Origin of the sequence: Pseudomonas sp. MWU12-3103b (assembly GCF_023100615.1) — a bacterium.
GTDB classification, from domain to species: Bacteria; Pseudomonadota; Gammaproteobacteria; order Pseudomonadales; family Pseudomonadaceae; genus Aquipseudomonas; species Aquipseudomonas putida_A.
The window spans coordinates 1-20,576 of record NZ_JALMEY010000016.1; the positions used below are offsets into that span (position 1 = coordinate 1).

19 protein-coding genes are annotated in these 20,576 nt (G+C 61.2%); 8 read left to right on the forward strand and 11 right to left on the reverse strand.

Translation table 11 applies throughout. From position 1 onward, the window contains the following. Window positions 1-104 precede the first annotated feature (104 nt). Window positions 105-2,054: a hypothetical protein gene (locus M0808_RS22410; protein ID WP_247842457.1), complete on the forward strand. Its 1,950-nt coding sequence runs from the start codon at window positions 105-107 to the stop codon at window positions 2,052-2,054. A 121-nt stretch (window positions 2,055-2,175) separates the two neighbouring features. On the opposite strand, the gene M0808_RS22415 is transcribed toward M0808_RS22410, so the two are convergent. Continuing rightward, window positions 2,176-2,925, reverse strand: coding sequence for a transporter substrate-binding domain-containing protein (locus tag M0808_RS22415; protein WP_247842458.1), 750 nt, complete (start codon window positions 2,923-2,925; stop codon window positions 2,176-2,178). Window positions 2,926-3,068: 143 nt separating this feature from the next. Between M0808_RS22415 and dnaX the strand changes: the two genes are divergently transcribed. From dnaX to M0808_RS22440, 5 genes are all read left to right on the forward strand, one after another. Then, window positions 3,069-5,150: a DNA polymerase III subunit gamma/tau gene (gene dnaX / locus M0808_RS22420; RefSeq protein ID WP_247842459.1), complete on the forward strand. Its 2,082-nt coding sequence runs from the start codon at window positions 3,069-3,071 to the stop codon at window positions 5,148-5,150. 67 nt (window positions 5,151-5,217) lie between these two features. Next, window positions 5,218-5,556 (forward strand): YbaB/EbfC family nucleoid-associated protein, encoded by a 339-nt coding sequence (locus M0808_RS22425; RefSeq protein ID WP_003223337.1) that lies wholly within the window; start codon window positions 5,218-5,220, stop codon window positions 5,554-5,556. Window positions 5,557-5,820: 264 nt separating this feature from the next. Then, window positions 5,821-6,855, forward strand: a complete 1,035-nt coding sequence (locus tag M0808_RS22430) for an NADP-dependent oxidoreductase (protein ID WP_247842460.1) — start codon at window positions 5,821-5,823, stop codon at window positions 6,853-6,855. A gap of 66 nt (window positions 6,856-6,921) precedes the next feature. Next, on the forward strand, window positions 6,922-7,524 hold the full coding sequence (gene recR / locus M0808_RS22435) for a recombination mediator RecR (protein ID WP_007965550.1): 603 nt from the start codon (window positions 6,922-6,924) through the stop codon (window positions 7,522-7,524). Window positions 7,525-7,725: 201 nt separating this feature from the next. Beyond that, complete coding sequence (locus M0808_RS22440; RefSeq protein WP_247842461.1) at window positions 7,726-8,874, forward strand: acyl-CoA dehydrogenase family protein; 1,149 nt, start codon at window positions 7,726-7,728, stop codon at window positions 8,872-8,874. A gap of 108 nt (window positions 8,875-8,982) precedes the next feature. Here the strand turns inward: M0808_RS22440 and M0808_RS22445 are convergent, their stop codons facing one another. Together M0808_RS22445 and fnr are read right to left on the reverse strand one after the other, a co-directional pair. Beyond that, entirely contained in the window at window positions 8,983-9,531 is a 549-nt protein-coding gene (locus tag M0808_RS22445; protein ID WP_003223345.1) for an adenine phosphoribosyltransferase, read from the reverse strand. Window positions 9,532-9,609: 78 nt separating this feature from the next. Continuing rightward, window positions 9,610-10,344 carry a fumarate/nitrate reduction transcriptional regulator Fnr gene (gene fnr, locus M0808_RS22450; RefSeq protein ID WP_003223347.1) on the reverse strand — a complete coding sequence of 245 codons (735 nt, stop codon included), beginning with the start codon at window positions 10,342-10,344 and terminating at the stop codon, window positions 9,610-9,612. A 155-nt stretch (window positions 10,345-10,499) separates the two neighbouring features. On the opposite strand from fnr, the gene M0808_RS22455 reads away from it, so the two are divergent. Continuing rightward, window positions 10,500-10,982: a hypothetical protein gene (locus M0808_RS22455; RefSeq protein ID WP_247842462.1), complete on the forward strand. Its 483-nt coding sequence runs from the start codon at window positions 10,500-10,502 to the stop codon at window positions 10,980-10,982. On the opposite strand, the gene hemN is transcribed toward M0808_RS22455, so the two are convergent. The 8 genes from hemN to M0808_RS22495 all read right to left on the reverse strand — a co-directional run bounded on the left by hemN (window position 10,979) and on the right by M0808_RS22495 (window position 18,922). After that, entirely contained in the window at window positions 10,979-12,361 is a 1,383-nt protein-coding gene (gene hemN / locus M0808_RS22460; RefSeq protein WP_003223350.1) for an oxygen-independent coproporphyrinogen III oxidase, read from the reverse strand. The two genes, M0808_RS22455 and hemN, sit on opposite strands and share 4 nt — an antisense overlap. 133 nt (window positions 12,362-12,494) lie before the next feature. Next, complete coding sequence (locus M0808_RS22465; protein WP_097087645.1) at window positions 12,495-13,178, reverse strand: sulfite exporter TauE/SafE family protein; 684 nt, start codon at window positions 13,176-13,178, stop codon at window positions 12,495-12,497. Further along, entirely contained in the window at window positions 13,171-13,383 is a 213-nt protein-coding gene (ccoS, locus tag M0808_RS22470; RefSeq protein WP_007965536.1) for a cbb3-type cytochrome oxidase assembly protein CcoS, read from the reverse strand. Before ccoS ends, M0808_RS22465 begins: the two co-directional genes overlap by 8 nt. A gap of 22 nt (window positions 13,384-13,405) precedes the next feature. Beyond that, window positions 13,406-15,856, reverse strand: a complete 2,451-nt coding sequence (locus tag M0808_RS22475) for a heavy metal translocating P-type ATPase (protein WP_247842463.1) — start codon at window positions 15,854-15,856, stop codon at window positions 13,406-13,408. A 212-nt stretch (window positions 15,857-16,068) separates the two neighbouring features. After that, window positions 16,069-16,608 carry a FixH family protein gene (locus M0808_RS22480; RefSeq protein ID WP_098967981.1) on the reverse strand — a complete coding sequence of 180 codons (540 nt, stop codon included), beginning with the start codon at window positions 16,606-16,608 and terminating at the stop codon, window positions 16,069-16,071. An 11-nt stretch (window positions 16,609-16,619) separates the two neighbouring features. Next, window positions 16,620-18,035, reverse strand: a complete 1,416-nt coding sequence (gene ccoG, locus M0808_RS22485) for a cytochrome c oxidase accessory protein CcoG (protein WP_247842464.1) — start codon at window positions 18,033-18,035, stop codon at window positions 16,620-16,622. Window positions 18,036-18,257: 222 nt separating this feature from the next. After that, a complete protein-coding gene (locus tag M0808_RS22490; RefSeq protein WP_098967983.1) occupies window positions 18,258-18,668 on the reverse strand; it encodes a type II toxin-antitoxin system VapC family toxin in 411 nt (136 codons plus the stop codon). Then, a complete protein-coding gene (locus tag M0808_RS22495; protein WP_047599120.1) occupies window positions 18,668-18,922 on the reverse strand; it encodes a type II toxin-antitoxin system Phd/YefM family antitoxin in 255 nt (84 codons plus the stop codon). The genes M0808_RS22490 and M0808_RS22495 overlap by 1 nt, the downstream gene beginning before the upstream one ends. A 627-nt stretch (window positions 18,923-19,549) precedes the next feature. Here M0808_RS22495 and M0808_RS22500 point away from each other — a divergent pair. Continuing rightward, a complete protein-coding gene (locus M0808_RS22500; protein WP_098967985.1) occupies window positions 19,550-20,554 on the forward strand; it encodes a metallophosphoesterase in 1,005 nt (334 codons plus the stop codon). Window positions 20,555-20,576: the final 22 nt, after the last annotated feature.

A 20,576-nucleotide genomic window follows, 5' to 3' on the forward strand; every position in this document is an offset into this window, starting at 1 on the left:
GCTGCCCCCCGATGCCTGTTCAGTCACCAAGGTTGAACAGTGGCATACTCCACCGTCTTGCTGCGCGCGTCGTTGACAAGTTCGCGCCCTGGCTACGAGGTTGTATGCACCCGGAACATCACGATTTATCCACCGCCGTGTACTTGCCCGTGACGGATGAGACCTGCGCCAGCCTGTTGCAGCCCGATGGCGCAAAAAACCTCGGCGAGTTGACGGATGCGCAGCTGGCCGCCGTGCTGGTCATCCAGAATCTGGCTCAGGCCACCGAAAAGGATCTCACCGCCGCAGCGGCGGAGAAGGTGCTGGCGCGCCTGATCGCCTGGGCGGTCGATGGCGGGGCAGGGCTGCTGTCCGAGGCGCAACGGCTGTTCGATCCGCGCCAGTTGTACTTCGGCCTGAACGCCATCAGGGGATTGAACCTGCGTCTGCTGTTGGCCGAAGAGGTATCGGCGCAGGATTACCTGCTGCCCGATGGCAAGTGGGACGACGAGTTCAAGACGCGCCACCACGCGGTCAACAATCCGTTCAGCCAGCAGATGATCAGCCCGGCGCACCGCGAGCGCTGGCTCAGCGCTGCGCAAGACAAACTGGTCAGAACCTTCCGCGCCAACCTCGATGAAGACCTGCACGTGCAAGGCTATGCCGGGATCGGCAAGAGCCACTTGGTCGGTGCCTTGACCGAGTACCTGGACCCCGGGAAAACCTTGTTGCTGGCACGCACCCCGGAAAAACTTGCGACCCTGTGCCAGCGCATGGGCGTTGCCAGTGAACGCAAGCCCGGCATCACCTTTGAGGCGTTCGCGCGCGGGCTGATTTATGGGCGCAAGCCACAGCCTGCAAGCGCCGCCGGCCGAGTCGCGAGTAAACAGAGTCTGGCGCAGGAGCTGAACATCCTCGGCTTTCGCGAGCATGACGCGCAACGCACCCTGAACGTCTGCCTGGAAACCCTCGAGCGCTATTGCCACGCCCGGGACTACAGCCTGTCGGCGCATCATCTGCCGTATTTCAAACTGTCCTTGTCCGGTCTTGAGTCCAAAGTGCTGCTGGAGTATTCGAGCCGCGTCTGGACTTACCTTGAGGCCAATCCGGCGTGGGGCCGGCAGAGCGGCTTTGAAGCCTTGTTGCTGATCAAACGGGCGAGCCTTGCGGGCTGCGTGGTGCCGCCGCGTTATACCCACGTGCTGATCGACGAGAGTCAGGACATTCCCGCTTCGCTGCTGCAGATAATCGAGCGTGGCCGACAGGTGCTGATCACGCTGGGCGATGAGTACCAGCATGCCGAGCGCGATCTGGTGAAGAGAAAGCGTGAGGTGCGCCAGAGCGATATCACCTACTCGGTGCGTTCGGGACGAAACGTCGAGCGTCTGGTCAATCCGCTGATTTCCCGGCACTCGGAAAAGAGCAAGGTGCCGTTCGAAGGCGCGCGTGAAGCTGACGTCGGCATCGAGTTTTATCCGCAGGGCTTTGTCCCGCCGGAAGGTTGCGTGGTGCTGACGGCGTCCCCTTGGGACACCATGAAGTGGGCCATGCAGCTGCACGATGCCAATTGCCTGTTCAGCTTTGCCGACATGAAAGCCCAGCGCGACCTCGAGCACTTCATGATCACCGCCATCGAACTGTTCAGGGTCGACTTCTACAGTGCCGAACACAGCGAGAAGGGCCCGCATCGCTATTTCAGCGATCTGCCCAAGTGGCAGCAGGTGCGCGATGCCAACCAGTTCGACGAGGCGTTTCTGTGGGTCGAGGCCGAACTGGAGAAGGGCTTCAAGGTCGCTGACCTGACCCGGCTCAATCGGATGATCGGCGGCCCCGGCAAAAGCTGCCTGCTGATGCAGGCGCACGAGGCGGGCGGCATGGAGTTCGACCGGGTTCTGCTGACGCCCGAACTGCTGACCAATGTGCAGTTCAAGGACGCCTACGCGTTCGATCAGCGGATCTGCGCCGTGTACATCGCCATCTCCCGCGCCCGGCAGCAGCTTTATCTGCCGTACGATGTGGTCGAATGGATCGAATTTCACGACTACCAGAAATTCCGTGAGTCGCACGGCTACTGAATAATTCTCTGTCGGAAATGTCCCCCTGTGGGAGCGGGCTTGCTCGCGAAGGCGGTGTGCCAGTTAACGAATCAGATGACTGACACACCGCCTTCGCGAGCAAGCCCGCTCCCACAATGGGTTATGGGGTGGCTTCAGTGGACCCGGTATACAACCGGATGATGTCATCAATCTCCCCCGACATTTTCATCCGCAGCAACGTGCGCAGGATCCGCTGCACTGGCACCTGTGGGTCATTCCTCACGTAGCAGCCCACATGCTGCTCCTGCAGCACCGCGACGCCGTGCAGTTGCTGCCCGGGCAGCAGGCGCTGATTGAACCAGTCGAGTGTCCATTGATTGCTCACCGCATAGCGGTAGCGGCCGGCCAGGAGTTTTTCCAGCACTTGTTCCTGATTACGCGCGTCCTCGCGTTGCAGGCGATCGGCGTCGAACAGCGGTTGCAGGGTCGGGTAGGTGTAGCCGAGCACGGTGCCGATCGATTGGCGGGGCAGGTCGGCAGGGTCGACGCGGGGCGGCTGAGCGTCGCGGCTGATCAGCAAATCGCGCTGGAACAGCAGCGGAAGGCTCCAGATATAGTCCCCGGACTGATTCGGCAGCCACGATTGTGCGGCATAGCAGCGCACGTCGACTTCACCGTGTTCCATGGCGTTCTGCACCCGGGCGCGCGGCAGCACATGGAATTCGGCGGGTACGCCGACCTGCGTTGCCAGGCTGAGCATGATGTCGTGGAGAATGCCCTGGGTGGGGCGGCCATGGTCGATCTGCACCATGGGCATCGCCCAGCTGTCGGCCACGACGAAGCGCAGCGGCGGTTCGGCGGCGTTCACGCTCAGACTGATCCCCAACAAAGCTCCCAAGGCCCAACGCATACATGCTCCGATGAGTCCCGACCACGAGCGAAATTTCCCCGCCAACAGCAGCTTAGCCAGATTAGACGAGCACACCGGATGCAATTTTGCCCTTGCTCCGCTAGCATTAGCCGCTTCAGCTTCCTTCGTTGCGACGGTTTTCGATGAGTTATCAGGTTCTTGCACGTAAATGGCGTCCGCGCTCGTTCCGCGAAATGGTCGGCCAGACCCATGTGCTCAAGGCTCTGATCAATGCCTTGGACAGCCAGCGGCTGCACCACGCGTACCTGTTCACCGGTACCCGCGGGGTCGGTAAGACCACCATTGCGCGGATCATTGCCAAATGCCTGAACTGTGAAACAGGTATCACTTCCAGCCCCTGCGGCGAGTGTTCGGTGTGCCGCGAGATCGACGAAGGCCGCTTCGTCGACCTGATCGAGATCGACGCCGCGAGCCGGACCAAGGTCGAGGACACTCGCGAGCTGCTGGACAACGTGCAGTACGCGCCGAGCCGCGGGCGCTTCAAGGTCTACCTGATCGACGAAGTGCACATGCTCTCCAGCCATTCCTTCAATGCGCTGCTGAAAACCCTCGAAGAGCCGCCGCCGTACGTCAAGTTCATCCTGGCGACCACCGACCCGCAGAAACTTCCGGCAACGATTTTGTCGCGTTGCCTGCAGTTCTCGCTGAAGAACATGACGCCCGAGCGTGTGGTCGAGCATTTGACCCACGTCCTCGGCGCCGAAAACGTGCCGTTCGAGGACGACGCGCTGTGGTTGCTGGGCCGCGCCGCTGACGGCTCGATGCGTGACGCCATGAGCCTGACCGACCAGGCCATCGCCTTCGGTGAAGGCAAGGTATTGGCCGCCGATGTGCGAGCGATGCTCGGCACGCTGGATCACGGCCAGGTCTTCGACGTGCTGCATGCACTGATCGAAGGCGACGCCAAGGCGTTGCTCGAAGCCGTGCGCCACCTGGCCGAGCAAGGCCCGGACTGGAACGGCGTGCTCTCGGAAATTCTCAACGTGCTGCACCGTGTCGCCATCGCCCAGGCCTTGCCTGAAGGTGTCGACAACGGTCATGGCGACCGTGACCGCGTATTGGCATTGGCTCAGGCGCTGCCGGCCGAAGACGTGCAGTTCTATTACCAGATGGGCCTGATCGGTCGCCGCGACTTGCCGCTGGCGCCGGATCCCCGTGGTGGCTTCGAAATGGTCCTGCTGCGGATGCTGGCCTTCCGGCCCGCGGACACGGCGGACGCCCCGAGGCAACCGCTAAAGCCAGTGGGGATCAGCCAGGCCACAGTTGATTCCGCAAACTCAGTGGCTGCCGCGCCCAAGCCTGCGCCGGTAGTCGCTGCGGCTGTTGCGCCTGCACCGGTGGTTGCGCCAGCGCCGGCTCCAGCGCCTGTGGTGGTGGCTGCGCCGGCACCCGCGCCAGAAGCAGAACCTGAACCGGTCGCCGCCGAAGCGGTGGTCGACCTGCCGTGGAACGACCCGGTCGAACCCGAGCCAGAACCCGAGCCGGTGCAGCAACCAGCCGTCGAGCCGGTGCTGGAAACCGCCAGCGAGCAGCCCGAGTTGCCGCCGATGCCGCTGCCGACCCCGGACAGCGTGGTGCCGGATGCACCGGAGTGGGCCGCTGCGCCGATTCCCGAGCCGTCGGTCGCCGACGTCGATGCCGCCACTCCAGGCATGGACCTCGACGACGAGCCGCCGCTGGACGAAGACTACATCGAGCCGGACATGGATTCGGCCTACAGCTACCTCGACGACCTGGCCAGCGAACACACCGCCGAGCCGGCCCCGGAACCCGAGCCGGAGCCTGCCGCAGCGCCGGCCACCGGTCTGGCGTTGCAATGGCTGGAGCTGTTCCCGCAACTGCCGATCTCCGGCATGACCGGCAGCATCGCCGCCAACTGCACGCTGATCGCGGTCGATGGCGACCATTGGCTGATGCACCTGGACCCGGCGCACAGCGCGCTGTTCAACGCCACGCAACAGCGGCGCCTGAACGATGCGTTGAACCAGTTCCACGGTCGCACGCTGACCCTGACCATCGAGTTGATCAAGCCCGAGCAGGAAACCCCGGCGCAGGCCGCGTCCCGTCGCCGGGCCAACCGTCAGCGCGAGGCGGAGGAATCGATCCACGGGGATCCGTTCATCCAGCAGATGGTCCAGCAGTTCGGTGCAGTGGTGCGACACGATACTATTGAACCTGTCGACGCCTTGGTCGCCCAAGGCTAATAACTGAGGGCGTCCGGCCTCGCTGGCCGGGCGCTGTTTTGATCCAAGTACTTTTGAGGTGATTCCCATGATGAAAGGTGGCATGGCCGGCCTGATGAAGCAGGCGCAGCAGATGCAGGAAAAAATGGCCAAGATGCAGGAAGAACTGGCCAACGCCGAAGTCACCGGCAAGGCCGGTGGCGATATGGTCACCGTGGTGATGACCGGTCGTCACGACGTGAAAAGCGTCAGCATCGACCCAAGCCTGGTTGAAGGCCTGAGCGAAGACGACAAGGAAATGCTCGAAGCCGTTGTCGCCGCGGCCGTCAACGACGCCGTGCGCAAGATCGAAGCCAACAGCCAGGAAAAAATGGGCAGCATGACCGCCGGCATGAACCTGCCAGCAGGTATGAAACTGCCATTCTGATTCGCCATCGCGAGTTGGATGAGCTACACAAAATGCCAGGCATCGCGCCTGGCATTTTTGTTTCTGCCTGAGTGTCATGTGTTGGCAGAGCTGACGCTTTCGCGAGCAAGCCCGCTCCCACATTTGGAATGCGTTCTTCCTGTGGGAGCGGGCTTGCTCGCGAAGGCGTCGACTCGGACCAACTGAAGAAACATCGAACCCACCACCGCCGCCAAAGGTCTGCTCCCTATACCCCCGGATTCCCCATTCACAGGAGACGCTGACATGTCCGACCCTCTGACCCTCAATCAACGCTTCGTCCTCGCCTCGCGCCCGGTCGGTGCGCCGACTCCGGAAAACTTCCGTCTGGAGCGCGAAGCGTTGCCGGATCTCGAAGACGGCCAGGTGTTGCTGAAAACCCTGTACCTGTCGCTGGACCCGTACATGCGCGGGCGCATGAGCGAGGCACCGTCCTACGCCGCGCCGGTACAAATCGGCGAAGTGATGACCGGTGGCGCTGTCAGCCGTGTCGAGAATTCCCGTCATCCGAAATTCCACCAGGGCGATCTGGTGGTCGGCCTCACCGGCTGGCAAAGCCACAGCATCAGCGACGGGCGCAACATCATGCCGATTCCGTCCGGTCTGCCGAGCCCGTCGATGGCGCTCGGCGTGTTGGGCATGCCGGGGATGACCGCGTACATGGGGCTGATCGACATCGGTCAGCCGAAAGAAGGCGAAACCCTGGTGGTGGCTGCAGCTTCGGGTGCGGTCGGTTCGGTGGTCGGTCAGGTGGCGAAGATCAAGGGCCTGCGCGCCGTGGGTGTGGCCGGTGGAGCCGACAAATGCAAATACGTGGTCGAGGAACTGGGGTTTGATGCCTGCATCGATCACAAGGCGCCGGACTTTGCCGAACAACTGGCCAAGGCTTGCCCGAATGGCATCGACATCTATTACGAGAACGTCGGCGGGCATGTGTTCGATGCCGTGGTGCCGCTGCTCAACCCCAAGGCGCGGATCCCGCTGTGCGGGCTGATCGCCGGTTACAACGCCACTGAAGTGCCGCAAGGTCCGGATCGTCTGCCGATGCTGCAACGCACCCTGCTGACCAAGCGCGTGCGGATCCAGGGCTTTATCGTGTTTGACGACTACGGCGACCGTCAGCCGGAATTCATCAGCCACATGGTGCCGTGGGTGCGCGACGGCAAGGTCAAATTCCGCGAAGACGTGATGGAAGGTCTGGAGCAGGCACCCGAGGCGTTCATCGGTCTGCTGGAGGGGCGCAACTTCGGCAAACTGGTGGTGAAGGTTGCCCAGGACTGAGCATTTGACGCTGGCCAGAGGCGCGGGTATAAACCGCGTCTCGTTGTTTTGTCGGACTTTTTACCCATGAGCTTCAGCCCTTTGATTCGCCAACTGATCGACGCCCTGCGCACTTTGCCGGGCGTGGGTCAGAAAACCGCCCAGCGCATGGCGTTGCAGTTGCTCGAGCGTGATCGCAGCGGCGGCACGCGCCTGGCCCAGGCCTTGAGCCAGGCCATGGAAGGGGTGGGTCACTGCCGTCAGTGCCGCACGCTGACCGAAGACGATCTGTGCCCGCAATGCGCCGACACGCGCCGCGACGACACGCTGCTGTGCGTGGTGGAAGGGCCGATGGACGTGTATGCGGTGGAGCAAACGGGTTTCCGTGGGCGCTACTTCGTGCTCAAAGGCCACCTGTCGCCGCTCGACGGTCTGGGGCCGGAAGCCATCGGTATTCCGCAGTTGATGGCGCGTATTGAAGAGGCGGGCACGTTTACCGAAGTCATCCTCGCCACCAACCCGACGGTGGAAGGTGAAGCTACTGCGCATTACATCGCTCAACTTCTGGCCAACAAAGGCCTGATCGCCTCGCGGATTGCCCACGGTGTGCCACTGGGTGGGGAACTGGAGCTGGTGGATGGCGGGACGCTGGCGCATTCGTTTGCCGGGCGTAAACCCATCTCTCTCTGAATTACAGGGTGTCTGAGCAGACGCCTTCGCGAGCAAGCCCGCTCCCACAGTTGATCGAGTTCATTCAGATTGAATGCGGTCGAATGTGGGAGCGGGCTTGCTCGCGAATGGCGCACCTCGGTCTGACTGATTCACACAAACTGATTGAAAACCAAGCAAGCGCTCGGTTAAGTTCGGTAAACCCTTCGATGGAGTTCGCCGATGCCTGCCTTCCAGGAATACTTCGACCCCAGCCACCAAATGGTCCGCGACAGCGTCAGACGTTTCGTCGAACGCGAGATCCTGCCGGACATCGATGCGTGGGAAGAAGCCGAAAGCTTTCCCCGAGAGCTGTACCTGAAGGCCGGGGCGGCGGGGATTCTCGGCATCGGTTATCCCGAAGCGCTGGGTGGCAGCCACGAAGGTGATGTGTTCGCCAAGGTTGCCGCCAGCGAAGAGCTGATGCGCTGTGGCTCCGGTGGTCTGGTCGCGGGCCTCGGTTCGCTGGATATCGGCCTGCCACCGATCGTCAAATGGGCCCGGCCCGAGGTGCGCGAGCGCGTCGTGCCGCAAGTGCTCAGCGGCGAGAAGATCTGCGCGTTGGCAATTACCGAACCCGGCGGCGGTTCCGACGTCGCCAACCTTCAGACCCGCGCCGTGCGTGACGGCGAATTCTACCGGGTCAGCGGCAGCAAAACCTTTATCACCAGCGGCGTGCGTGCCGATTTCTACACCGTCGCGGTGCGCACCGGAGCGCCGGGTTTCGGCGGCATCAGCCTGCTGGTGATCGAGAAGGGCACCCCAGGCTTCACCGTAGGCCGCCAGCTAAAGAAAATGGGCTGGTGGGCCTCGGACACCGCTGAGCTGTTCTTCGACGATTGCAGGGTGCCCGTGGGCAATCTGATCGGCGCGGAGAACATGGGCTTCGCCTGCATCATGGGCAATTTCCAGAGTGAACGGCTGGCGCTGGCACTGATGGCCAACATGACCTCGCAGCTCGCGCTCGAAGAGGCGCTGAAGTGGGCGCGCGAGCGTGAGGCGTTCGGCAAACCGATCGGCAAGTTTCAGGTGATCAAGCATCGGCTGGCCGAGATGGCCACGGCGCTGGAAGTATCGCGCGAGTTCACCTACCGCCAGGCGGCGAAAATGGCGGCGGGGCAGAGCGTGATCAAGGAGATTTCCATGGCCAAGAACGTTGCCACGGATACTTCGGACCGGATTACCACCGAGGCAGTGCAGATTCTTGGCGGCCTGGGTTACATGCGCGAGAGTCTGGTGGAGCGGCTGTATCGGGATAACCGCATTCTGTCGATTGGCGGCGGGACGCGGGAGGTGATGAACGAGATCATCAGCAAGCAGATGGGGCTTTGAATCTTTGGTGAGGCTACTGGCCCCTTCGCGAGCAAGCTCGCTCCCACAGGAGAATGCATTCAACTGTGGGAGCGAGCTTGCTCGCGAAGGCGGCCTGAAGGGCGCTACTTACTTATCAGTCAAAGCAAACTGCGTCAGGCAGAACGTCGGAATCCCCATGTCTTCCAGACGCTGCGACCCACCCAGCTCCGGCAGATCAATGATCGCCGCCGCCTCATGCACCCGCGCGCCCATGCGGCGGATCAGGTTGGCGGCTGCGATCAGCGTGCCACCGGTGGCAATCAGGTCATCGAACATCACCACCGAATCGCCTTCGCACAGGCTGTCGGCGTGTACTTCGAGGAACGCTTCGCCGTACTCGGTCGCGTAACCTTCGGCCAGCACGTCCGCCGGCAGTTTGCCTTGCTTGCGGAACAGCACCAGCGGCTTGTTCAGCTGGTAGGCCAGCACCGAACCGATCAGGAAACCGCGCGCATCCATCGCGCCGATGTGGGTGAAGTCGGCTTCCACATAACGGTGGGCGAAGCTGTCCATCACTAGGCGCAGGGCCTTGGGCGACTGGAACAGCGGGGTGATGTCGCGAAAGATCACGCCCGGTTTCGGGAAGTCGATCACGGGGCGGATCAGGGATTTGATGTCGAAGGAGTCGAAGACCATCGTCGAGGTGTCCTGGCAGGGCTGCAAACGGCGCAGTATACCCGCGGCTGAAACGCTTCGCTCAACCGCGGATCGAGATCAGCCTTCGAGCGAGCCGCCGGCCAGGGCGCAGAGCTGGATCGGGTCGAGGATGTGGATCTCTTTGCCCTCGGCGGCGATCAGTTCGTTCTGCTGGAAGCGGGTGAATACCCGTGACACGGTTTCCACCGCCAGGCCCAGATAATTGCCGATTTCATTACGCGACATGCTCAGGCGGAACTGGTTGGCCGAGAACCCGCGAGCGCGGAAGCGGGCCGACAGATTGACCAGGAACGTGGCGATGCGCTCGTCGGCGGTTTTTTTCGACAGCAACAGCATCATTTGCTGGTCGTCACGGATCTCGCGGCTCATCACCCGCATCAACTGACGGCGCAGTTGCGGCAGTTGCAGGGCCAGTTCATCAAGGCGTTCGAACGGAATTTCGCAGACCGAGGTGGTCTCCAGTGCTTGGGCCGACACCGGGTGTTTCTCGGTGTCCATGCCGGACAGACCAACCAGTTCGCTCGGCAAGTGGAAACCGGTCAGCTGTTCTTCGCCGCTGTCGCTCAGGCTGAAGGTCTTCAGCGCGCCGGAGCGTACTGCATAGACGGAATCGAAGGTGTCGCCCTGACGGAACAGGAACTCACCCTTTTTCAACGGGCGGCCACGTTTAACGATTTCGTCCAGCGCATCCATGTCTTCCAGATTCAGAGAAAGTGGCAGGCAGAGAGGGGCCAGGCTGCAATCCTTGCAATGGGCCTGGTTGTGAGCGCGCAGTTTGACTGGCTCGGACATTTCTTAAATCCTTGTGGGAAAACACACATAAGACGTAAGGGTAACCCACGGGGGGACATTCAGGCCAGCCTGTGGCGAGTTTGTCCCGCGGGCGTAAAGCCGCAGGGCAAGTGGCCGATAAAGGGGTATCACCACGCATGCAAGGAATCGCTTCGATGGCCGCCATTGACACGCTGAACCCCGGTAGCAGCGGCGTTGCGTCTGTGCCGAGCACCGCCAGGACAGGCACCGACAGCGAGCAGAATGCCGCCTCTACGCCGTTGGCAACCCCGACCTTGGTCGAGGGCGTCAAAGTGTCGCTGTCCGGCGCCTCCATCGAAAAATCCTTCAGCGTCGGTGGTGAGAACAGCGACATCGAAGACAGCGGCTTGCCCGAGAACGTCCAGCAGTTGCTGAAGATGATCCGCAAACTGCAAAAAGAGATCGCCGAGAAGAAAGCCCGGATGGCGGCGGTCATGTCCGACAGAACACTGACCAACGAAGCCAAGGTCAATATGCTCGCCGCGCTGCGCGGTGCCATCGCCGCCCTGAATACCGGGCTGATCAGCGCCAATCTGGCCCTGTCCAAAGTCATGGATCAGTCCGGCCTCACCTCCGAGCAGAACCTCAAACTCGGCTCACTGCTGACGAAAAACTAGATCACCCGCGAGAAGCGCTGGCGGTTCTGCTGTTCCAGATACGCGTCGAACACCATGCACACCGAACGCACCAGCAGGCGCCCGGCCGGCAACACTTCGATGCGCTCGCGTTCCAGATTGATCAGCCCATCGTTGGCCATGCCTTGCAGTTGCGGCCACAGCGCGCCGAAGTAACCCTGAAAATCGATGTTGAACGCCTGCTCGATTTCGGCGAATTCCAGGCTGAAATTGCAGATCAGTTGCTGGATCACCGCGCGGCGCAGGCGATCGTCGGCATTGCACACCAGGCCACGGCTGGTTGCCAGTTGCGCGGCGGCGAGGGTGTTCTGGTACTGGTTCAGATCGCTGTTGTTCTGGCAGTAGAGGTCGCCGATCTGGCTGATCGCCGACACCCCAAGACCAATCAGGTCGCAATGACCGTGGGTGGTGTAGCCCTGAAAGTTGCGCTGCAGGGTCTGCTCTTCCTGGGCGATCGCCAGCTCATCGTCGGGCAGGGCGAAGTGATCCATGCCGATGTAACGGTAGCCGGCGGCAGTCAGTTGTTCGATGGTGCGCTGAAGCATTTCGAGTTTCTGCGCAGGGCTCGGCAGCTCGTGGCTGTTGATCCGCCGCTGCGGCATGAAGCGCTCCGGCAGGTGTGCATAGTTGAATACCGAAAGCCGGTCCGGTTGCAGGCTGATGACTTCCTCGACGGTGCGCGCAAAGTTCTCCGGGGTCTGCTTCGGGAGGCCGTAGATCAGGTCGATGTTGATCGAGCGAAATTGCAGGGTGCGCGCGGCGTCGATCACCGCGCGGGTTTCTTCCAGGCTTTGCAGGCGATTGACCGCCCGTTGCACCGCCGGGTCGAGGTCTTGCAGGCCGATGCTGACCCGGTTGAAGCCGAGTTCGCGCAACAGACCCATGGTCGACCAGTCGGCCTCGCGTGGGTCGATCTCGATGCCGTAGTCGCCGGAATCGTCATCCAGCAGATTGAAGTGTTTGCGCAGGTGCGCCATCAACTGGCGCAGTTCGTCGTGGCTGAGAAAGGTCGGAGTGCCGCCGCCAAAGTGCAGTTGCTCGACTTTCTGCGCCGGCTCCAGGTGACAGGCGATCAACTGGATTTCCTGCTCCAGCCGCTGCAGATACGGCTGTGCGCGACCGCGATCCTTGGTGATGACCTTGTTGCAGGCGCAGTAGTAGCAAATGTTCGCGCAGAACGGCACGTGCACATACAGCGACAAGGGGCGCAACGCCTTGCGGCTGTCGCGCAGGGCGTGGAACAGGTCGAAGGTGCCGACCTGGCTGTTGAATTGCACGGCCGTCGGGTACGAGGTGTAGCGCGGCCCCGCCAGGTCGTAGCGGCGGATCAGATCAGTGTCCCAACGAATGGCGTCGAGCATGCGGGCATTCCCCCGGATAGGCTGGCAGTGTGGCGAGTCTATCGGGGTGCGGCGACGGGGCTGTTGATTTGCATCAACGGCGGATTGGTAGTGACTGCTTTTGTGGTGAGGGAGCTTGCTCCCTCACCACTGTTTAGTGGCCCATCAACCAATGTTGGTGAGGGCCAGGAAGCGTCCAGATCCCGAACACAATCACCAGCAACCCCCCAGCCATGCGCACGCTGCGTTTACGCAGCAACGCCGTGACCCGCTCGGCCGCCAGCCCGGTCGCCAGCAGCACCGGCCATGTGCCCAGCCCGAACGCCAGCATCAACAGCGCACTGTCCAGCGCATTGCCCTGGCTCGCCGACCACAGCAGCGTGCTGTAAACAAGTCCGCACGGCAGCCAGCCCCATAGCGCTCCGAGCAATAACGCACGGGGCAGTGTCGACACCGGCAGCAATCGATTGGCCACCGGCTGAATGTAACGCCACAAACCACGACCAAGACTTTCGATGCGAGTCAGGCCGCTCCACCAGCCGGCCAGATACAGGCCCATGGCGATCAGCAGCAGTCCGGCGAGAATTCGCATGACCATCGCCGCCGGGCTGTTCGCCACCGCCCAACCTGCCAGGCCGATCAGCAAACCGGCGGTCGCGTAACTGAGGATCCGTCCGAGGTTGTACGCCAGCAGCAGACGAAAGCGTCGGCTGCGCTGCTCCTTGGGAATCGCCAGGGTCAGCGCGCCCATCAGGCCGCCGCACATGCCCAGGCAATGCCCGCCACCGAGCAGGCCGAGGATCAGCGCGGAAACCAGCAGCGGCGCCAGCTCAAGCATGGGGTGGCGCCTTGTCCTGCGGTTTGTCGGCTTTGGCTTCGTCCACCGCGGCGGTGTGGTTCGGGTCCTGATCGTCGAACAGGATGCTGTGGGCCGGGCCGTCGAGGTCGTCGTACTGTCCGCTGTCCACCGCCCAGAAAAAGATGTACACGGCGATGGCCACGATCAGCAGGGCGGCCGGGATCATCACGTAAAGAGCTGGCATCGGTACTCCTGGCCCGCGCGGCTCAGGCCGGCAACGGGCGGGTTTCTGAACGGGTGCCGGCGACCGGCGCGCTCGGCAGGCGAGTCAGGCGCAGGGCGTTGAGCACCACGGTCAACGAACTGATCGACATGCCGACCGCAGCCCACACCGGGGTGATCCAGCCGAGGGCGGCGAACGGCAACATGAGGCCATTGTACAGCGCCGCCCACAGCAGGTTCTCGATGATTACCCGACGGGTTCTGCGCGCTAAGGTAAAGGCTTGCACCAGCGCGTCGAGGCGGTTGGATAGCAGCACCGCGTCGGCGCTGGTTTTCGCCAGATCGGTGGCCGAACCCATGGCCACGCTGATGTCGGCAGCAGCCAGCACCGGCACGTCGTTCACACCATCGCCGAGCATCAACACCTTGCCTCCTTCTTGATGAAGCTGTTGCAGCACCTGCAATTTGTCGTCCGGACGCAGACCGCCACGGGCCTCGTCGATACCCAGTTCGGCGGCGACGCTGGCGACCATCGGCGAGCTGTCGCCGGACAACAGCAGCGTGCGCCAGCCACGGGCCTTGCAGGCGGCGAGCAGGGCGGGCGCATCGTCGCGCAGGCGGTCGTCGAGAACGAACCACGCCAGCGCTGCCGAGTCATCGCCGAGCAGCAGCCACTGACCCGGTTCATCCGGCATCGCCGGCAGCGGCGAACCGCTGAGGGCGCAGACAAATTCTGCCTGACCGATGCGCAAACGCTGTGTGCCGACCAGCCCTTCGAGGCCAAGTCCCGGCGTGCTGTGCACTTCTTCAGCCGCCAGTGGCGCACGACCGAAGGCGCGGGCAATCGGGTGTTCCGAACGATTTTCCAACGCGGCGGCAAGGCTCAGGCACTGGTCGCTGTTCAGCGTGCCCAGTGGACGGATCGAACGCAAAACCAGCCGCCCCTCGGTGAGGGTGCCGGTCTTGTCGAAGATCACCGTGTCGATCTGGTTCAGGCCTTCCAGCACATGGCCGCGCGTCAGCAACAGGCCGAGTTTGTGCAGGGTGCCAGTGGCGGCGGTCAACGCCGTCGGGGTTGCCAGCGACAGCGCGCAAGGGCAGGTCGCCACCAGCATCGCCAGGACGATCCAGAACGCCCGCGACGAGTCCAGGTGCCACCACAACAGGCCGATCGCTGCGGCCGCAATCAGCGACAACAGCAGGAACCATTGCGCGGCGCGGTCGGCGATTTCTGCCAGTCGCGGCTTCTCGGCCTGGGCGCGATCGAGCAGGCGGACGATGGCCGACAGGCGCGTGTCCTGACCCAGTGCCAGTACCTCGACGGTGAGTGCGCCTTCGACGTTCAGCGTACCGGCGGTGACCGCATCACCCAGCATGCGCGGTTGCGGCAGGTATTCGCCGGTCAGCAGCGATTCGTCGATGCTCGACTGGCCATCGAGGATCTTGCCATCCGCCGGCAGGATCGAACCCGGTTGCACCAGCACCCGGTCACCCAGGCACAATTCGCTGAGCAGGATGCGTTCGCTCTGGCCATTGGCGTCGAGGCGCAGGCACGAGGCCGGTAGCAGGTTCACAAGCTGCGCGGTGGCCGCGGCGGTGCGTTCGCGGGCGCGTCGCTCCAGATAGCGCCCGGCGAGGAGAAAAAGCGCGAACATCCCGACCGCATCGAAATACAGCTCACCGACGCCGGTGATCGAGGTCCAGATCCCGGCGATGTAGGCACTGCCGATCGCCAGCGACACCGAGACATCCATGGTCAGATGTCGGGTGCGCAAATCGCGCATGGCGCCCTTGAAGAACGGCGCGCAGCTGTAGAACACGATCGGCGTAGTGAGAAACAGCGCGACCCAGCGCAGGATCGTGTGCAGTTCGGGGCTGAGGTCGATGTTGAATTCCGGCCAGGTGGCCATGGTCGCCATCATTGCCTGAAACCACAGCAGCCCGGCGACACCGAGCTGACGCAACGCGAGACGGTTTTCGCTGGCCAGTTGCTCGCTGGCGCGGTCGGCCTGATAGGGGTGGGCGGCGTAACCGATGTGGCGCAGCTCGGCGAGGATCTGGCTCAGCGGCAATTGCCCGTCGGCCCATTGCACATGCAGGCGATGGTTGGACAGATTGAGCCGCGCCTCGGCCACTGCCGGCAGGCTGCGCAGGTGTTTCTCGATCAGCCAGCCGCAGGCGGCGCAACTGATGCCTTCCATCAACAGGGTGGTTTCGGCGAGTTCGCCCGCGTGACGGACGAAAGGTTGTTGCACGTCGGCGCGGTCATACAGCGCCAGTTCATCGGTCAATTGCACCGGCAAGGCTTCGGGGTTGGCCGAGGCTTCGCTGCGATGCTGGTAATAGCTTTCCAGGCCACCGGCGACGATGGCTTCGGCCACGGCCTGGCAGCCGGGGCAGCAGAACTCGCGGGACTCCCCGAGCACGACGGCGGTGAAGCGGCTGCCTGACGGGACGGGCAGAGCGCAGTGGTAACAGGGGAGTGGGGTGGTCATGGCATCGTTGAGGGGGTAAGCCCTTGCATTGGGGTTGTCCGCTTGCCCTCACCCCAGCCCTCTCCCGGAGGGAGAGGGAGCCGATTGATGGAGGCCGGAAAAGAGGTGCATCCACGGATTTCGTCACTGCCATACAAAAGGCATGCGAGCGGCCGAAATCAGTCCCGTCTCCCTCCGGGAGAGGGTTAGGGTGAGGGGCTTCTGCAGTTTATTTATTTATCCAGGTCTTCGGCGCCCTGCAGCGGTTCGTCACCGAGCAGCAGATCCTTGTCGTGGCTGACCTGTTCCTCTTCGAACATGCGCCACACGTGGTCGTCCTGCGTGCCCAGCAATTCGACAAAACGTCGGCCTTCGACCTTGTCGCCCAACTGACCGATGTAACGGCCGGCTTCGGTTTCGCTGCGGGTCAGGACGATCTTGCGATCCTTCTCCGGCTGGGTCGGCGAGATCAGGTTCAGTTCCAGGGTTTTCGGCTGGCTGTCACCGCTCAGGCGCAGGTCGACTTCGCCGGTCAGGTCATCCAGATGCACGCTGGCGCGCATCTTCAGCTCCTGCGCCAGCAGCTCGCGATCCAGCGAGCGGTTGATGCCTTTGCCGGCCTCGTAATAGTTGTCGTTGACCAGGTTGTCCGGGTTGTTCACCGCGATGGTCACCATCGACAGGGTCAAGGTCACCGAACAGGCCAGAATTCCGATGATGATCCACGGCCAAAGGTGCTTGTACCAAGGACTGGCGGCGTTTGCTGCGGGCATGTTCAGTTCTCTCAACGGGTTTGTGGGCCGATGAATCGGCTCTTGGCTTCAACGTGAACGCTGTCGTCGTCGGCATCCTTGAGGATGAATTTCACCTCGTTGGTGCTCGACGGCAATTGTTCCGGTGCACTCGACAACTCCACCGGCATGCTGAAAATTTCGCCGGCCGGTACCTTGATCTCGCGTTTGCCTTGCAGGCGCAGATCCGGCAGACCGGCGGCTTCCAGCACGTAGGTGTGGTCGCGCTGATCCTTGTTCATGATCTTCAGGCTGTAGACGTTTTCGATCCGGCCTTCGGCGTTTTCGCGGTACAGCACGCGGTCCTTGCTGACGTCGAAACCGACCAGCGAGCGCATGAAGAACGCGGTCACCAGCAGGCTGATCATCGCCAGCAGCACCACCGCGTAGCCAATCAGGCGTGGCCGCAGTTTATGGGTTTTCTGGCCGGAGAGGTTGTGTTCGGTGGTGTAGCTGATGAGGCCGCGCGGGTAGTCCATCTTGTCCATGATCGCGTCGCAGGCGTCGATACACGCGGCGCAGCCGATGCACTCGATCTGCAGGCCGTCACGGATGTCGATACCGGTCGGGCACACCTGAACGCACATGGTGCAATCGATGCAGTCGCCCAGACCCATGGCCTTGTAGTCGACACCTTTCTTGCGCGGGCCACGGCTTTCGCCGCGACGCGGGTCGTAGGAAACAATCAGGGTGTCCTTGTCGAACATCACGCTCTGGAAACGTGCGTAGGGGCACATGTAGATGCATACCTGCTCGCGCAGCCAGCCGGCGTTGCCGTAGGTGGCGAGGGTGAAGAAACCGACCCAGAAATACGACCAGCCATCGGCCTGGCCGGTGAAGAATTCAAACACCAGTTCGCGGATTGGCGAGAAGTAGCCGACGAAGGTGATGCCGGTGACGAAGCCGATCAGCAGCCACAATGAATGCTTGGCGAGCTTGCGCAGAAATTTGTTGCCGGTCATCGGCGCTTTATCGAGCTTGATCCGCTGGTTGCGGTCGCCTTCGGTGACCTTCTCGCACCACATGAAAATCCACGTCCACACGCTTTGCGGACAGGTGTAGCCGCACCAGACGCGGCCGGCGTAAACGGTGATGAAGAACAGGCCGAACGCCGCAATGATCAGCAGCCCCGACAGCAGGATGAAGTCCTGCGGCCAGAAGGTCGCACCAAAGATGAAGAACTTGCGTTCCGGCAGGTTCCACCACACCGCCTGATGCCCGCCCCAGTTCAGCCACACCGTACCGAAATACAACAGGAACAGCGCGGCGCCGCCGATCATCCGTAGATTGCGGAACAGGCCGGTGAAAGCACGGGTGTAGATTTTTTCTCGAGAGGCGTAAAGATCGACGCTGTTGTTCGCGTTTTTGCTCGGTGGTGTGACGTCGTGTACCGGAATCTGGTTGCTCATCATTGCATCCCACGGCAGTGGACAAATGCCTCGGTCGATACGTGCCGACCGCGGTCAGAAAGGGGTGTCGCAGTGGCGCAATGATACGCCTGTCGCTCTAACTCAAGGGTGCGACCTTTGGTCGCGTTGGGGAAAAAGCATTATTGGTGTAGCGAATGCAGCAAAGCCTGATGCAGATCAATTGACTTGTTGAGTATGGACGGTTTTGGGGTGGCGGCTAATTCATTGTTCCCATGGGTTGATCAGGGCGACGCCGCTCGAGCGGAAATCACCGACATTGCGGGTGACCACTGTGAGTCCATGCACCAGGGCCGTGGCAGCTATCAATGCATCGCTTTCATTGGCCTGGTCGGGTACATGCAGGCTGGCACAACGCAGTGCCACCGCGGCATCAACCGGCAGAATTCGTGCTTCGAATGCCGGAATGACGTGACGCGTCAGCCAACTGCGCAACAGCTTTCCTTGAGCAGGATCACGCCGTTCCATTCGCAGTACTCCGGTTTCCAGTTCTTTCAAAGTAATGGCGGAAATGTACAGGCGCGGGGCGATGACGCCTTTGGCCCAACTGACCACATTGGCATCGGCCTGCGGCTTGCGAAGTTCGGAAATCACATTGGTGTCGAGTAAATACATCAGGACAGATCCACGGGACGATGAATGATGACTGCGCGCTCGGTTTCGAAATCGATGTCGGCAGCCTCCGGCATGACCAACAAATCGACAATGCTCGTGTTTGCGCCGCTCAGTTTCTGATATTCCTCAATGCTCAACAGGACATGAGAGGCCTTGCCACGGTCGGTGATGATCACTGGACCCAGACGCGCAGCCTTTTTGGCGCTGCTGGTGTCCTGATTGAATTCACGGCTGGAGATGGTGGTGATTGCCATCATGGTTGACCTCTCGCAATACAGATGTAGCAACGTTACTACTTCGCCTTGGGGGCGGCAATCGAGGAAGACAGGACTCAGCCGTCCGTTGGTCGGTCCGTGGCAGACATCAGTCGAGCCAGCCTCGCACAAGGCGCAGACCGGCTCGGATTGATTCAGACGTGGCGTCAAGACTCAGGGAAATCTGCCGCCGCCCAGGCTCTCGAGACTGCCGGTATTTCTGTGGGACTTTGTGGTGCTTCTGGAGTCGGGTTGCAACGGATTACCCAGTGTCACGGCAATCGATTCCACGGGGTGGTTCGATGGATCGATTGCCTGATCGTTGTCTGTGAGTTTCTGATCAACCGGGAGAGGGTTTTTGCTGTCATTCAACATAGCGGCTTCATCCTTGAAGTGGCTCCGATGAGGGTCAACGGGCTGTGGACGACCCTACAGAGCATAGCGAATCGAGTCCATCAGGCATGTGTCTCAAAGTATTAATTTCGAAGGCGATTTTAATATTCCAGAAATATCATTAGTTAATTAATGGGTTTTATTTTCTTGTTTTTTTCGAATAGCTTATTGGCTGTTCTGCAGCGTGCTAGTTGCATGTTCATGTTTTGAAATTTAACGGAATAATGGAGTGTTATGAAAATCAAGGAAGTTAAAAAGCTTTTCGCTTGTCTGTGTCTGGTGTCCCTGACTTCTCTCGCCAGTGCCAATGAAGGTATGCCGCAGCACATGGTATTTGCATCAGACCCGCAGTACCCGTGGACAGAAAAGTCGGACAGTGGCGAGGATGAATCGAGCGCGGATTTCGAAAAACGCGCGAAATGGTTGGTGGAAACCCAGTTCGCGAGCATTGCCCAGTTCCGCACCGAGATGGGCGGGCAGGCTGCCGTGCCATTGATGATCAACGGTGACATGACCGCGTTTGGCCACGGCTGGCAGCGCTCTTTCATCGGTTCGATGCTGAAGAAGCACTTTGGCGATCACGTGCTCTACGGATTGGGTAATCACGACTACCAGAACAACGTGAATGACTGTTTCAGTGAAAGTTGCGCAGCGGGCAGTATTGTTGATTACCGTGATCATCATGTCGGTAAAGTCGATGAGTTTGATCTGGAAGTCACCGGCAGCTTTGTGAATAAACACTATCTGGGTAGTCTGGCTTATTCAAAGAATATGGGTGAAGTGCATCTGGTGCAGTTGAACAATGAACCCACTTATGCGGTGAAGATTTCTCACGCGTTGAATCCGACCACATTCGATATCACGGCGTCGCTGGACTGGCTGGAAAATGATTTGCGAATAGCGCGAGCGCAGGGCTACGCGATCATTATCAACATGCACAAGCCCTATGAGTGGAAAGGCAGTTGGGATCAAGAGAAGCGCTTTCGCGAAATGATTGAAAAGTATCAGGTGACGGCGATGTTCGCCGGCCACTTCCACGACGAGGGTGGTAGCCAGACCTATATGGGGAGCGTGCCGATGTTTCTCAGCGGTTCAGCTTCTCAGCAGACGTACCTGACCGCCACTTTCTCCAAGGATCGCAAGCAATTGGAGGTGAGTCTGGTCGAGGACAATCAGTGGCGCAAACGTACGCCGGTGGCCACCGTGCCGGTGAAGTCGATCTGGGCCAGTAACCCATAAAAAAATCCCCCGCCAGAGCACT

Bases quoted from the DNA above. Each gene is read 5' to 3' on its own strand.
- M0808_RS22430 (WP_247842460.1), top strand. From the start codon at position 5,821: ATGTCCGACCCTCTGACCCTCAATCAACGCTTCGTCCTCGCCTCGCGC.
- M0808_RS22480 (WP_098967981.1), bottom strand. From the start codon at position 16,608: ATGCCCGCAGCAAACGCCGCCAGTCCTTGGTACAAGCACCTTTGGCCG.
- M0808_RS22500 (WP_098967985.1), top strand. From the start codon at position 19,550: ATGAAAATCAAGGAAGTTAAAAAGCTTTTCGCTTGTCTGTGTCTGGTG.
- M0808_RS22440 (WP_247842461.1), top strand. From the start codon at position 7,726: ATGCCTGCCTTCCAGGAATACTTCGACCCCAGCCACCAAATGGTCCGC.
- M0808_RS22410 (WP_247842457.1), top strand. From the start codon at position 105: ATGCACCCGGAACATCACGATTTATCCACCGCCGTGTACTTGCCCGTG.
- ccoG (WP_247842464.1), bottom strand. From the start codon at position 18,035: ATGAGCAACCAGATTCCGGTACACGACGTCACACCACCGAGCAAAAAC.
- M0808_RS22465 (WP_097087645.1), bottom strand. From the start codon at position 13,178: ATGCTTGAGCTGGCGCCGCTGCTGGTTTCCGCGCTGATCCTCGGCCTG.
- M0808_RS22425 (WP_003223337.1), top strand. From the start codon at position 5,218: ATGATGAAAGGTGGCATGGCCGGCCTGATGAAGCAGGCGCAGCAGATG.
- hemN (WP_003223350.1), bottom strand. From the start codon at position 12,361: ATGCTCGACGCCATTCGTTGGGACACTGATCTGATCCGCCGCTACGAC.
- dnaX (WP_247842459.1), top strand. From the start codon at position 3,069: ATGAGTTATCAGGTTCTTGCACGTAAATGGCGTCCGCGCTCGTTCCGC.
- M0808_RS22415 (WP_247842458.1), bottom strand. From the start codon at position 2,925: ATGCGTTGGGCCTTGGGAGCTTTGTTGGGGATCAGTCTGAGCGTGAAC.
- M0808_RS22475 (WP_247842463.1), bottom strand. From the start codon at position 15,856: ATGACCACCCCACTCCCCTGTTACCACTGCGCTCTGCCCGTCCCGTCA.
- ccoS (WP_007965536.1), bottom strand. From the start codon at position 13,383: ATGCCAGCTCTTTACGTGATGATCCCGGCCGCCCTGCTGATCGTGGCC.
- M0808_RS22455 (WP_247842462.1), top strand. From the start codon at position 10,500: ATGGCCGCCATTGACACGCTGAACCCCGGTAGCAGCGGCGTTGCGTCT.
- recR (WP_007965550.1), top strand. From the start codon at position 6,922: ATGAGCTTCAGCCCTTTGATTCGCCAACTGATCGACGCCCTGCGCACT.
- M0808_RS22495 (WP_047599120.1), bottom strand. From the start codon at position 18,922: ATGGCAATCACCACCATCTCCAGCCGTGAATTCAATCAGGACACCAGC.
- M0808_RS22445 (WP_003223345.1), bottom strand. From the start codon at position 9,531: ATGGTCTTCGACTCCTTCGACATCAAATCCCTGATCCGCCCCGTGATC.
- fnr (WP_003223347.1), bottom strand. From the start codon at position 10,344: ATGTCCGAGCCAGTCAAACTGCGCGCTCACAACCAGGCCCATTGCAAG.
- M0808_RS22490 (WP_098967983.1), bottom strand. From the start codon at position 18,668: ATGTATTTACTCGACACCAATGTGATTTCCGAACTTCGCAAGCCGCAG.